This is a genomic window from Candidatus Pantoea formicae (genome assembly GCF_011752625.1).
Classification (GTDB): domain Bacteria; phylum Pseudomonadota; class Gammaproteobacteria; order Enterobacterales; family Enterobacteriaceae; genus Pantoea; species Pantoea formicae.
Genome location: NZ_VWXD01000003.1, coordinates 484,112 through 497,387, shown reverse-complemented (window position 1 = coordinate 497,387; position 13,276 = coordinate 484,112). Strand labels below are relative to the sequence as shown.

General features: G+C 49.8%; 10 protein-coding genes. 8 read left to right on the top strand and 2 right to left on the bottom strand.

Annotation, left to right across the window (positions count from 1 at the left end; genetic code table 11):
- Window positions 1-8 precede the first annotated feature (8 nt).
- Complete coding sequence (gene hns, locus F3J38_RS11015) at window positions 9-416, bottom strand: histone-like nucleoid-structuring protein H-NS (RefSeq protein ID WP_167138291.1); 408 nt, start codon at window positions 414-416, stop codon at window positions 9-11.
- A gap of 419 nt (window positions 417-835) precedes the next feature.
- Between hns and tdk the strand changes: the two genes are divergently transcribed.
- Window positions 836-1,456, top strand: coding sequence for a thymidine kinase (gene tdk / locus F3J38_RS11010; RefSeq protein WP_167138289.1), 621 nt, complete (start codon window positions 836-838; stop codon window positions 1,454-1,456).
- 51 nt (window positions 1,457-1,507) lie between these two features.
- On the opposite strand, the gene adhE is transcribed toward tdk, so the two are convergent.
- Complete coding sequence (gene adhE / locus F3J38_RS11005) at window positions 1,508-4,186, bottom strand: bifunctional acetaldehyde-CoA/alcohol dehydrogenase (RefSeq protein WP_167138287.1); 2,679 nt, start codon at window positions 4,184-4,186, stop codon at window positions 1,508-1,510.
- 445 nt (window positions 4,187-4,631) lie between these two features.
- On the opposite strand from adhE, the gene F3J38_RS11000 reads away from it, so the two are divergent.
- From F3J38_RS11000 to oppF, 7 genes are all read left to right on the top strand, one after another.
- A complete protein-coding gene (locus F3J38_RS11000; protein ID WP_167138285.1) occupies window positions 4,632-5,279 on the top strand; it encodes a YchE family NAAT transporter in 648 nt (215 codons plus the stop codon).
- A 583-nt stretch (window positions 5,280-5,862) separates the two neighbouring features.
- A complete protein-coding gene (locus F3J38_RS10995; RefSeq protein WP_370661720.1) occupies window positions 5,863-7,485 on the top strand; it encodes an ABC transporter substrate-binding protein in 1,623 nt (540 codons plus the stop codon).
- A 159-nt stretch (window positions 7,486-7,644) separates the two neighbouring features.
- Complete coding sequence (gene oppA, locus F3J38_RS10990; RefSeq protein WP_167138281.1) at window positions 7,645-9,282, top strand: oligopeptide ABC transporter substrate-binding protein OppA; 1,638 nt, start codon at window positions 7,645-7,647, stop codon at window positions 9,280-9,282.
- Window positions 9,283-9,363: 81 nt separating this feature from the next.
- Window positions 9,364-10,284 (top strand): oligopeptide ABC transporter permease OppB, encoded by a 921-nt coding sequence (gene oppB / locus F3J38_RS10985; RefSeq protein ID WP_038646657.1) that lies wholly within the window; start codon window positions 9,364-9,366, stop codon window positions 10,282-10,284.
- Between the two features lie 15 nt (window positions 10,285-10,299).
- Window positions 10,300-11,208, top strand: a complete 909-nt coding sequence (oppC, locus tag F3J38_RS10980; RefSeq protein ID WP_167138279.1) for an oligopeptide ABC transporter permease OppC — start codon at window positions 10,300-10,302, stop codon at window positions 11,206-11,208.
- An 11-nt stretch (window positions 11,209-11,219) separates the two neighbouring features.
- Window positions 11,220-12,239, top strand: a complete 1,020-nt coding sequence (locus F3J38_RS10975; protein ID WP_167138277.1) for an ABC transporter ATP-binding protein — start codon at window positions 11,220-11,222, stop codon at window positions 12,237-12,239.
- Window positions 12,236-13,240 carry a murein tripeptide/oligopeptide ABC transporter ATP binding protein OppF gene (oppF, locus tag F3J38_RS10970; RefSeq protein ID WP_167138275.1) on the top strand — a complete coding sequence of 335 codons (1,005 nt, stop codon included), beginning with the start codon at window positions 12,236-12,238 and terminating at the stop codon, window positions 13,238-13,240. Before F3J38_RS10975 ends, oppF begins: the two co-directional genes overlap by 4 nt.
- The last annotated feature ends 36 nt before the right edge of the window (window positions 13,241-13,276 follow it).

Below are 13,276 nucleotides of genomic sequence, written 5' to 3'. Positions count from 1 at the left end.
TGGAGAGATTACAGCAGGAAATCGTCCAGTTGTTTGCCTTGTTCTTCAATTGCTTTTTTAATAACAGCTGGCGTACGTCCCTGACCTGTCCAGGTACGGTTTTCGCCATTTTCATCAACGTAAGAATATTTCGCTGGACGTGCAGCACGCTTAGCTTTACCTGGTGCTTTGGTCTCTGAAAGTGCCTGCAGCAACTCATTTGGATCAATACCATCTGCAATCAGCATTTCACGGTACTGTGCCAGTTTACGGCTACGCTCTGCGTTTTCAGCCTGTGCATGGGTTTCTTCTTCACGACGTTCATTAACCACAACTTCGAGTTTTTCCAGCATCTCTTCCAGCGTTTCCAGAGTGCATTCTCGAGCTTGCGCGCGCAATGTACGGATATTATTAAGAATTTTAAGTGCTTCGCTCATTGTCCTAATCTCAAAATATAATAAATGGGAGTTGTTCTGCCGACTTATAATAGTGTCGACAAAAAATAACTGCAATAGCCAGTTTAAAAAGCAAAACGTAAAGTAAAAGTCAGGAATGTCATTTTATAACGGTATGCATAATATATTTACCCTTTTAGGTTTTTTAACGTGCCTTGATTTAGTGCGGTTTCAGGCAAGGCAATCTGCTTATCCTTACAGTTTGGCGGTAATAAAGCGGAATAAGTTGTGAGCAATAGTTGCTCTTTGTCAAAACGTGCTTTTTTGTGCGTAGTGGCTAAAATACTGAGCTGGTCATGACGTTAATTTGAGCAAACGATAAAAATAATGCATCGCTACAGAATCGCCTGTTTATGGTAGACTGCGCCCCATCTGATTTGCGCTGCGATGAGAATTTGCACATGGCTCAACTTTATTTTTATTACTCTGCAATGAATGCGGGTAAATCAACCGCTTTGCTCCAGTCATCTTACAACTATCAAGAACGCGGCATGCGCACTATCGTTTATACCGCTGAGATAGATGACCGCTTTGGTGCGGGTAAGGTCAGCTCACGTATCGGTCTTTCGTCTCCTGCTTTTTTATATAACGCACAAACGAATTTACATCGGGAAATAGCGGAAGAGCATGCGAAGCAGTCGGTTCATTGTGTGCTTGTCGATGAAAGCCAGTTTCTAACACGTGAGCAAGTGAGATCGTTATCTGATGTCGTTGACAATATGGATATTCCCGTATTGTGTTATGGATTACGTACTGATTTTCGCGGCGAGTTATTTGTCGGTAGTCAATATTTACTGGCTTGGGCTGACAAACTGGTTGAACTCAAAACAATCTGCCATTGTGGTCGCAAAGCCAGTATGGTGTTGCGACTCGATGCTAATGGTAAACCTTTCAGCGAAGGTGAGCAGGTCGTCATTGGCGGCAATGAACGCTATATATCCGTGTGCCGTAAACACTATAAACAAGCGATTGATGAAGGTTCTTTAAAAGCCATTTATGGATCACAGTCGCCGCATGCCTGATGATGGCGCCATAAAAAAACCCGCCGCAGCGGGTTTTTTATTAAATGCAACTTACGCTTTTCGGGTTTTTCTTTCTACTTTAACGGCTTTCTCCTCTGTAGGTTCCACAGTGGCATTTTCTGCCTCTGAGAATTCACGACCGTAGAAAGTATCCAGCATGATTTGTTTCAATTCAGCGATCAGCGGATAACGTGGGTTAGCGCCGGTACACTGATCATCGAATGCGTCGTCTGCCAGTTTATCCACTTTTGCCAGGAAATCGGCTTCCTGCACGCCAGCTTCACGAATTGACGTTGGGATGCCCAACTGAGTTTTCATCTCTTCCAGCCATGCCAGCAGTTTTTCAATTTTCTGTGCAGTGCGGTCGCCTTCGCTGCTGAGTCCTAAATGGTCAGCAATTTCCGCATAACGGCGGCGTGCTTGTGGACGGTCATACTGGCTGAAAGCGGTCTGCTTGGTTGGGTTATCATTCGCGTTGTAGCGGATGACGTTACAAATCAGCAGGGCATTTGCCAGACCATGTGGAATGTGGAACTCAGAACCCAATTTATGCGCCATTGAGTGACACACGCCGAGGAAGGCGTTAGCAAAGGCGATGCCGGCGATGGTCGCAGCATTATGGACACGTTCGCGCGCCACAGGATTTTTGGCACCATCACGATAGCTGGCAGGCAAGTTCTCTTTCAGCAGTTTTAACGCCTGGAGGGCTTGTCCATCAGAATACTCATTCGCTAGCACCGACACGTAGGCTTCCAGAGAGTGGGTGACGGCATCCAGACCGCCAAAGGCACAGAGCGAACGTGGCATATCCATGACCAGGTTAGCATCGACAATCGCCATATCCGGCGTCAGCGCGTAGTCTGCAAGTGGATATTTCTGACCAGTGGCATCATCGGTCACCACGGCAAAAGGTGTCACTTCAGAACCAGTGCCGGACGTGGTGGTAATCGCGATCATGCGCGCTTTCACGCCCATTTTTGGGAATTTATAGATACGTTTACGGATATCCATAAAGCGCAGTGCCAGTTCTTCGAAATGCGTTTCAGGATGTTCATACATCACCCACATGATTTTGGCGGCATCCATCGGTGAGCCACCACCCAGCGCGATAATCACATCGGGTTTAAAGCTGTTCATCTGCTCCGCACCTTTACGAACGATGCTCAGCGTTGGGTCTGCCTCAACTTCAAAGAAGACTTCAGTTTCGATGCCATGGGCTTTCAGCACACGGGTGACCTGATCTGCATAACCATTGTTGAACAAGAAGCGGTCGGTCACGATGAAAGCACGTTTAGCGCCGTCGGTGGCAACCTCTTCAAGGGCAATAGGCAGCGATCCGCGACGGAAGTAGATAGACTTCGGAAGTTTATGCCACAACATATTTTCAGCTCGCTTGGCCACGGTTTTCTTGTTGATGAGGTGCTTAGGTCCCACGTTTTCAGAAATGGAGTTACCACCCCATGAACCACAACCTAGCGTCAGGGATGGTGCCAATTTGAAGTTATACAGGTCACCGATACCGCCTTGTGAAGCCGGTGTGTTGATCAGAATACGCGCGGTCTTCATCTTGTCGCCAAAGTAGTGCACGCGCTCGTGTTGGTTATCTTGATCGGTGTAGAGGCAGGATGTATGGCCGATACCGCCCATGGCGACTAACTTCTCAGCCTTATCTACCGCGTCGTGATAATCTTTAGCACGATACATCGCCAGTGTTGGCGACAATTTCTCATGTGCAAAGGGCTCTGATTCATCCACCAGTTTGACTTCACCAATCAAAATCTTGGTGCTGGCTGGCACGCTGATGCCGGCTAACTCGGCGATTTTTGCGGCGGGCTGTCCAACGATAGCGGCATTCAGTGCACCATTCTTCAGAATGATGTCCTGGATGGCTTTCAACTCTTTACCTTGTAGCAAATACCCGCCATGGCTGGCGAAGCGCTCACGCACTGCATCGTAGACTGAATCAACCACAATCACCGACTGCTCAGAAGCACAAATTACGCCGTTATCGAAGGTTTTTGACATCAAGATAGAGGCGACGGCACGCTTAATATCGGCGGTTTCATCGATCACGACCGGGGTATTACCGGCACCCACGCCAATCGCGGGCTTACCAGAACTGTAAGCGGCTTTCACCATACCCGGCCCACCGGTTGCCAGGATCAGATTGATATCAGGGTGATGCATCAACTGGTTGGACAGTTCAACTGAAGGCACATCGATCCATCCAATAATGTCTTTTGGCGCACCGGCAGCAATAGCGGCTTGCAGGACAATATCGGCGGCTTTATTGGTCGCGTCTTTCGCGCGAGGATGTGGCGAGAAAATAATGCCGTTACGAGTTTTAAGGCTGATCAGTGCTTTGAAAATCGCGGTCGAAGTAGGGTTAGTGGTAGGAACAATACCGCAAATCAGGCCAATCGGCTCAGCGATGGTGATAGTACCGAAGGTGTCGTCGGTGTCGAGTACACCGCAGGTTTTCTCATCTTTGTAGGCGTTATAGATATACTCAGAAGCAAAGTGGTTTTTAATGACTTTATCTTCAACAATACCCATGCCGGACTCGGCAACAGCCATTTTAGCGAGTGGGATTCGTGCATCTGCTGCAGCCAGCGCCGCAGCACGGAAAATGGTATCAACTTGTTCCTGACTAAAGTTGGCGTATTCACGCTGTGCCTTTTTAACACGCTCAACCAGTGCATTAAGTTCGGCAACATTTGTAACGGCCATAGTGCTCTCCTGAAGGAAGTTAAACTCTTTTAGTAAGCAAGCCTGAGTTCGAAAGTATAGCCGCGCTATGCTTATATGTTGCTCAGGATGGCGAGTGACATACCGTTGCTTACTAAAAGGGTTTTTTCAGGTCAAGAACCTCGTCTGTCTCTGGTTTTGATGGGTAAAGATTACCCCCGATGAGGTAGGCTAATTTTGATGCAGATCAATCTGGAGCGAAGCTGACTCCATTCAGCAGCCACTTTAGCAACTAAAGTAAGCCATTTCGTAGGTGGCGCTGGGGTGGGGGAGCAGGCTGGGAGCGACGAGATGGTTTGTCCAGATGATTTCGCTAATGATTTGCGAAAATAGCAGCATAAATTTCTGCTGCTCCTACTGGTTTTTTTTCTGGCTTTTGCACTACATTAAGCGCGTTTTAACCCATTTGAATTTTCCGGAGCTGATTTTGAACCCTGTGCTACTTGATTTTTCCGGCTATATTAAATTTTTTGTCGGTTTATTTGCGTTGGTGAATCCGGTGGGGATTATCCCGGTCTTTATCAGCATGACCAGCTACCAAGCGGCTGTTGAGCGAAATAAAACCAATTTCACCGCCAATCTTGCGGTGGCAATCATTCTCTGGACTTCACTGTTTCTGGGGGATGCGATACTCCATCTGTTCGGTATCTCGATTGATTCATTCCGTATTGCAGGGGGAATACTGGTGGTCACCATCGCCATGTCGATGATCAGCGGGAAGCTGGGCGAGGATAAGCAAAACAAGCAGGAAAAGTCTGAGACAGCCATCCGCGAGAGTATTGGCGTAGTACCGTTAGCGTTGCCTCTTATGGCCGGTCCAGGCGCTATCAGTTCCACCATCGTATGGAGCACGCGTTATCACAGTTGGCCAAATCTTATTGGTTTTAGTGTGGCTATCGCTGTCTTCGCATTTTGTTGTTGGCTACTGTTTCGTGCTGCGCCATTAATGGTGCGAGTGTTAGGGCAAACTGGCATTAACGTCATTACGCGTATCATGGGGTTATTGTTGATGGCGTTAGGAATCGAATTTGTCGTCACGGGCATGAAAGCGATTTTCCCGGGACTTTTAAACTAACCGCTCGGTTATTTCTCATTATTAAAATACTCATGATCCAAAATGGTGCAAATTAAGACTCATTTGCACCATTTTGGTGATGATATTCGCTTTGCTTAATACAGTACTTCTGTCATCACTTTTGCTACTCATGTTTTATTGATTGCCACTTCATTTACTAATATCTGTGATAATTATCACAGTGGTTTTCACTGTTTCAATCTCTTTATCTAGAATCTAACTAAAAAATTTATCGAGACGAATGATATATTATGCCGATATGGCACCATTATGCAGAATGATTGCCATTATTGGTTATTTATTCGTTATGTTGTGCAAAATTACTACGATATTTTAATTTATTGATTTTAAATCAGTCGTTTAGGTGATAATTTGATTTAAAAATTAACACTTTTACTGGGGTTACTTACGTGATAAAAGAGAATTAGCTAACATTTTTGTTGTTTGGCTTTGGCGTGCGGGCATCTGTTCTGATAATTTTCGGCACATCACAAATTTTTAATCTGTTAGTCGCAAATGAGTACGCTTCTTGCTTATTGGCTATCAGGTTTTTGTTTAAGGTTGATATTTGTTGATGAAAAGCATGGTAGCGAAAACGGCCGGGCAGTTATTAGCGCTTTGCCTGGCGAGTGCTGTAGCACCCGGTCAGGCAGCACAGGTTCCAACAGGTACGCCTTTATCAGAAACACAGCGCATAGTGATCAACAATGGCAGTGAAGTTGCCTCGTTGGATCCGCAGAAAACCGAAGGCGTGCCCGAATCCAATGTGATCCGCAATTTATTGGAAGGATTGGTAGAGACCGATAATAACGGGCAAATTGTGCCGGGTGTGGCATCCTCTTGGCACCAAGAGCAAGGGCGTGTCTGGACCTTTACATTGCGAGATGACGCTCGCTGGAGTAATGGCGAACCGGTCACTGCGCAAGATTTTGTCTACAGTTGGCAGCGCCTGGCGGATCCTAAAACCGCTTCTCCTTATGCCAGCTATTTACAAGCGGCCCATGTGGGCAATATCGACGCCATTCTGGCGGGTAAAGCACCGCCCACTGAATTGGCTGTGAAGGCACTCGACGCACATCACCTGCAAGTGACCCTTTCTGAAGCCGTTCCCTATTTTATCGATATGCTGGCTCATACCGCGATGAAGCCGGTTTATCGGGCAGCCGTTGAGAAATGGGGCGAGCAATGGACGCAGCCCCAGCACTATGTCGGCAACGGGGCCTATACGCTGGCCGATTGGGTAGTGAATGAAAAAATCGTTTTAAAACGCAATCCTCAGTACTGGGATAACGCGAATACCGTGATTGAGGAGGGCGTTTTATTGCCACTGACCTCAGAGAACAGCGACATCAACCGCTATCGTAGTGGCGGTTCGGATATGACCAACAGCGTTGTCCCGCCGGATTTGTTCAAAAAGCTGCAGCAGGATTTGGGTGAACAGGTCAAAGTCAGCCCATTGCTCTGCACCTTCTACTACGAAATTAACAACAAAAAACCACCCTTTGATGATGCGCGAGTGCGCACCGCCCTCAAGCTCACGCTTGATCGTGACATCATCGCCAGCAAAATCATGGGACAGGGACAGATTCCTGCCTATGGCCTGACGCCACCGTTTACGCATGGCATTAGCCCTGAAGCACCAGCGTGGTCGAAGCAAACACAGGCCGAACGCAACGCCAGTGCGAAGCAGCTTCTGAGTGAAGCGGGCTTTAATGCGCAGCATCCTTTGCGTTTTACCCTGCTGTATAACACCTCAGAACAGAATAAACGCCAGGCGATTGCGGCAGCCTCGATGTGGCAGAAAAACTTGGGTGCAGAGGTGACGTTACAGAATCAGGAGTGGAAAACACTGCTTGAAACACGCCATCAAGCGCAATACGACGTGGTGCGTGCCACTTGGTGCTCGGACTACAACGAGCCGTCTACCTTCCTCAATATGCTGTTAAGTGGCGCTTCGATTAATACCGCATTTTACCGCAGCGATGCGTTCGACAGAATTATGGCGCAAACATTAACCGCTGCTGATAACGCGCAGCGTGCCGCGCTCTATCAACAGGCCGAAGCGCAATTGGATAAAGATTCAGCCATTGTGCCGGTTTACTACCGCGTCAGTGTAAGACTGGTGAAACCTTGGGTAGGAGGATTCACCGGTAAAGACCCGCAAGATATGCTGGTATTGAAATACTATTACATAAAGAAACATTGAGTAATGTGTTGATCCGGCGCTACAGTCGGACGGCACATTAACGTGGTAAACCCTGAAGGGTGGTAGTGGTCTCTGTTCAGACAGGCAGAGATCTCCCGGAAACGGGGTACGCCGGGCAGCTCACTGACCTGGTGACGATAATAAAACTGGAGCTAAGTAATGAACAACATCACGAAAAAAAGCCTGATTGCCGCTGGCGTTCTCGCAGCAATGGGCGCGCTGGCAGGGAATGCCGCGCTGGCAGCAGTACCAGCAGGCGTTGAATTGGCAGCAAAACAGGAACTGGTACGCGGTAACGGCGATGAAGTACAGTCGCTGGATCCGCATAAAATCGAAGGCGTCCCGGAAGACAACATCGCACGTGACCTGTATGAAGGTCTAATCATCAGCGACAGCGATGGCAAGCCGATCCCGGGCGTGGCAGAAAGCTGGGAAAACAAAGATTTCAAAGTCTGGACTTTCCATCTGCGTAAAAACGCCAAATGGTCAAATGGCGAGCCCGTTACGGCACAAGATTTCGTCTACAGCTGGGAGCGTCTGGTCGATCCTAAAACCGCGTCGCCTTACGCCAGCTATCCGCAATACGGCCACATCCTGAATGTTGATGACATCATTGCCGGTAAAAAACCGATCACCGATCTGGGTGTGAAAGCCATTGATGACCACACGCTGGAAGTGACCCTCAGCGAGCCGGTTCCCTACTTCTACAAGCTGCTGATCAACTCCGTAATGTCACCGGTGTATAAGCCAGCCATTGATAAGTTTGGCGATCAGTGGACTCAGCCGCAAAACTGGGTCGGCAACGGTGCCTTCAAACTGGAATCACACGTTATCAACGAACGTGTCACCATCGTACGTAACCCTGAATACTGGGACAACGAGCACACCGTGCTGAACAAGGTCACTTTCCTGCCAATCAACTCTGAAGTCAGTGACGTTAACCGTTATTTCTCTGAGAACGGCAGTGACATCACTTACAACAACATGCCGATCGAGCTGTTCAAAAAACTGCAGCGTGATAACGGTAAAGAGTTGATGGTGAAACCCTACCTCTGCACCTATTACTATGAAATCAACAACCAGAAGGCGCCATTCACCGATCCGCGCGTGCGTACTGCACTGAAACTGGGTCTGGATCGCGACATCATGGTAAACAAAGTATTGGCTCAAGGTCAGTTACCAGCGTACAGCTTCACTCCGCCAGCCACCGATGGTATGGAATTGCTGCCGCCAGACTGGTTCAAATGGGACCAGAACAAGCGTAACGAAGAAGCGAAAAAACTGCTGGCTGAAGCCGGTTATACCGCTGACAAACCGCTGACCTTCAACCTGCTGTACAACACCTCAGATCTGCATAAGAAACTGGCTATCGCCGCGTCTTCGATCTGGAAAAAGAACATTGGTGTGAACATTAAGCTGGAAAATCAGGAGTGGAAAACCTTCCTGGATACCCGTCATCAGGGCAACTTCGATGTTTCCCGTGCGGCCTGGTGTGCAGACTATAACGAACCGACTTCGTTCCTGAACATCATGCTGTCTGATAGCAGCAGTAACACCTCGCATTATAAGAGCGCAGATTTCGATAAAGTGATCCATGACGCGGTGAAAGCGGTAGACGATAAAGCCCGCGTCGCGGACTACCAGAAAGCTGAGCAGATTCTGGATAAAGACAGCACCATTGTCCCGGTTTATTACTATGTGAATGCGCGTTTGGTGAAACCGTACGTTGGCGGTTACACCGGCAATGACCCGCTGGATAAAACCCTCGATAAAAATCTGTATATCATTAAACATTAATAGCACTCAGGCTATCGACAGTGGCGGTGCTGCGGCACCGCCTTTTTGACTTTGTGAAGCAACAGCCTGGTAGGTACGGCAATGTTAAAATTCATTCTGCGTCGGCTCTTGGAAGCGATCCCGACGCTCTTCATCCTCATCACCATCTCATTCTTTATGATGCGACTGGCACCCGGCAGTCCATTCACGGGCGAGCGTACGCTGTCGCCGGAAGTGATGGCGAATATTGAAGCCAAATATCATCTCAACGATCCCATCGGAAAACAGTACGTCAGCTATCTCGTGCAACTGGCGCATGGTGATTTTGGACCCTCATTTAAATACAAAGATTACTCGGTGAACTATCTGGTGGGCCACGCCTTCCCTGTATCGGCCAAACTTGGACTTGCCGCGTTCTTTCTGGCCGTTATCCTGGGGGTGACCGCTGGCGTTATTGCGGCACTTAAGCAAAACAGCTTATGGGACTACGCGGTGATGGGGGTCGCCATGACGGGCGTTGTGATACCCAGTTTTGTCGTCGCGCCGCTGCTGGTGTTGGTTTTCGCCATCACCTTGCGCTGGTTGCCAGGCGGTGGCTGGAACGGCGGACAGTGGAATTACATGCTGCTGCCGATGGTGGCACTGTCATTGGCCTATATCGCCAGTATCGCGCGTATTACCCGCGGTTCGATGATTGAAGTCATGCACTCCAACTTTATCCGCACCGCGCGTGCTAAAGGGTTGCCGCTGCGTCGTATCGTGCTGCGTCATGCACTCAAGCCTGCGATGCTGCCTGTGCTCTCTTACATGGGGCCAGCGTTTGTCGGCATCATCACGGGGTCAATGGTGATCGAATCAATTTATGGCCTGCCGGGTATCGGCCAGCTATTTGTTAACGGTGCACTCAACCGTGACTACTCGCTGGTAATGAGCCTGACCATTTTAGTCGGCGTGCTGACCATCCTGTTTAACGCGATCGTGGATGTGCTTTATGCCGTCATCGATCCGAAAATTCGTTACTGATTCTGGAGTTCGCCCATGATGTTAAGTAAGAAAAACAGCGAAGCTCTGGATGCCTTCAGTGAAAAGCTGGAAGTCGAAGGGCGCAGCCTGTGGCAGGATGCGCGCCGTCGTTTCATCCATAACCGTGCTGCTCTGATCAGTCTGCTGGTGTTGTTAGCGATTACGCTATTTGTGGTGTTTGCCCCGGTGTTATCGCAGTTTAAATATGATGATACCGACTGGGCCATGATGTCTGCGGCACCGGATACGGTTTCGGGTCACTGGTTTGGCACTGACTCTTCGGGGCGTGACCTGCTGGTCCGTGTGGCCATTGGAGGAAGAATCTCCCTGATGGTCGGTATTGCCTCTGCATTGATTGCCGTGCTGGTGGGCACACTCTACGGCTCATTGGCGGGCTATCTTGGCGGCAAGATCGACTCAGTGATGATGCGTATTCTGGAGATCCTCAACTCCTTCCCGTTCATGTTCTTCGTGATCCTGCTGGTGACCTTTTTTGGTCGTAATATTCTGCTGATCTTCGTGGCGATCGGAATGGTGTCGTGGCTGGATATGGCGCGTATTGTGCGTGGGCAAACGTTGGGATTAAAACGAAAAGAGTTCATCGAAGCGGCACAGGTTGGCGGTGTATCGACCTTCAATATCGTGTTGCGCCACATCGTGCCAAACGTGTTAGGCGTGGTAGTGGTTTACGCCTCGCTGCTGGTACCTAGCATGATTCTGTTTGAATCCTTCCTCAGCTTCTTGGGTTTGGGTACGCAAGAGCCACTGAGCAGTTGGGGTGCATTGCTGAGTGACGGCGCCAACTCCATGGAAGTCTCACCATGGCTGCTGATGTTCCCAGCAGGTTTCCTCGTGGTCACGCTGTTCTGTTTTAACTTTATCGGCGATGGCCTGCGTGATGCCCTCGACCCTAAAGATCGTTAAGGAGTTTCCCGATGACTATTCATGAATTTCAGCCAGCGATGGCTGCACGTGCGGGAAACAGTAACCTGCTGCTGGACGTAAAAGACCTGCGCGTCACTTTTGGTACGCATGATGGTGATGTGACCGCGGTAAACGACCTTAACTTTTCACTGCATGCTGGCGAAACGCTGGGAATTGTCGGTGAATCGGGATCCGGCAAGTCGCAGACGGCATTTGCGCTGATGGGCCTGCTGGCGAAAAACGGGCGCATTGGCGGATCGGCAAAATTTAACGGCCAGGAGATCCTCAACCTGCCGGAAAATAAGCTCAATAAGCTGCGTGCCGAGCAGATTGCGATGATCTTCCAAGATCCAATGACCTCACTCAATCCTTATATGCGCGTCGGCGAGCAGTTGATGGAAGTGCTGAAGCTGCATAAAGGCATGAACAGTGCGCAGGCGTTTGAAGAGTCAGTGCGCATGTTAGATGCGGTAAAGATGCCAGAAGCACGTAAACGCATGAAAATGTATCCGCATGAGTTTTCTGGCGGCATGCGCCAACGTGTGATGATCGCCATGGCGCTGCTGTGCCGCCCGAAATTGCTGATTGCCGATGAGCCAACCACCGCGCTGGATGTGACCGTTCAGGCGCAGATCATGACCTTGCTGAACGAGCTAAAACGCGAATTCAACACCGCCATTATCATGATCACCCACGACCTCGGCGTGGTGGCCGGCATCTGTGACAAGGTGCTGGTGATGTATGCCGGACGGACCATGGAATACGGTCGCGCACGTGATGTGTTTTATCAGCCCGCTCATCCTTACTCCATTGGCCTGCTTAGCGCCGTGCCGCGTCTGGATGCGGAAGAGGGGGATTCACTCACCACCATTCCGGGTAACCCACCCAATCTGTTGCGCTTGCCACAGGGGTGTCCGTTCCAGCCACGCTGTGCGTATGCGATGGAAGCCTGCGCGAAATCACCGCCGCTGGAACCTTTTGCTGATGGTCGTCTGCGTGCCTGCTTCAAACCGGTGGAGGAATTAGTATGAGCACCGTCATCGAAGAGAAGAAAGTGTTGCTGGAAATCGCCGATCTCAAGGTGCATTTCGATATTAAAGACGGCAAACAGTGGTTCTGGCAGCCGCCGAAAACCCTCAAAGCCGTTGATGGCGTGAGTTTGCGTCTCTATGAAGGTGAAACACTGGGTGTGGTGGGGGAATCGGGCTGCGGCAAATCGACCTTAGCGCGCGCCATTATTGGACTGGTAAAGGCGACCGAGGGCCGAGTTGCCTGGTTGGGACGTGACCTGCTGGGGCAAAGTCAGGAAGAGTGGCGCCAGGCGCGCAGCGATATCCAGATGATCTTCCAGGACCCGCTGGCCTCGCTGAACCCGCGAATGACCATCGGCGATATCATTGCCGAGCCATTGCGTACCTACTATCCGAAGATGTCGAAGCAGGAAGTGAAGGATAAGGTGAAAAACATGATGATGAAGGTTGGGCTGCTGCCTAACCTCATCAACCGTTATCCGCACGAGTTTTCAGGTGGTCAATGTCAGCGTATTGGTATTGCCCGCGCGCTGATCCTGGAGCCGAAACTGATCATCTGCGATGAACCCGTCTCCGCACTGGATGTGTCGATTCAAGCGCAGGTCGTGAACCTGTTACAGCAACTGCAACGTGAAATGGGGTTATCGCTGATCTTCATCGCGCACGATTTGGCGGTGGTGAAGCATATCTCTGATCGCGTGTTGGTGATGTATCTCGGCCATGCCGTTGAACTGGGTACGTACGACTCGGTGTATAACAATCCGCAGCATCCTTACACCCGTGCTTTGATGTCGGCAGTGCCGATTCCCGATCCGGATCTGGAGAAGAATAAGCAGATTCAGCTGCTGGAAGGGGAGTTACCGTCGCCGATTAACCCGCCTTCAGGCTGTGTGTTCCGTACGCGCTGCCCGATTGCCGGGCCTGAATGTGCGAAAACGCGACCTCTGTTAGAGGGCAGTTTCCGGCATGCGGTATCTTGCCTGAAGGTCGATCCGCTTTAAGGCATCAATAAAAACGCCGGGCAATTGCCCGGCGTT

Excerpts from the sequence above, each read along its gene's own strand:
- hns (WP_167138291.1), bottom strand. The coding sequence starts at position 416 with ATGAGCGAAGCACTTAAAATTCTTAATAATATCCGTACATTGCGCGCG.
- oppF (WP_167138275.1), top strand. The coding sequence starts at position 12,236 with ATGAGCACCGTCATCGAAGAGAAGAAAGTGTTGCTGGAAATCGCCGAT.
- tdk (WP_167138289.1), top strand. The coding sequence starts at position 836 with ATGGCTCAACTTTATTTTTATTACTCTGCAATGAATGCGGGTAAATCA.
- oppB (WP_038646657.1), top strand. The coding sequence starts at position 9,364 with ATGTTAAAATTCATTCTGCGTCGGCTCTTGGAAGCGATCCCGACGCTC.
- oppA (WP_167138281.1), top strand. The coding sequence starts at position 7,645 with ATGAACAACATCACGAAAAAAAGCCTGATTGCCGCTGGCGTTCTCGCA.
- F3J38_RS10975 (WP_167138277.1), top strand. The coding sequence starts at position 11,220 with ATGACTATTCATGAATTTCAGCCAGCGATGGCTGCACGTGCGGGAAAC.
- F3J38_RS10995 (WP_370661720.1), top strand. The coding sequence starts at position 5,863 with ATGGTAGCGAAAACGGCCGGGCAGTTATTAGCGCTTTGCCTGGCGAGT.
- adhE (WP_167138287.1), bottom strand. The coding sequence starts at position 4,186 with ATGGCCGTTACAAATGTTGCCGAACTTAATGCACTGGTTGAGCGTGTT.
- oppC (WP_167138279.1), top strand. The coding sequence starts at position 10,300 with ATGATGTTAAGTAAGAAAAACAGCGAAGCTCTGGATGCCTTCAGTGAA.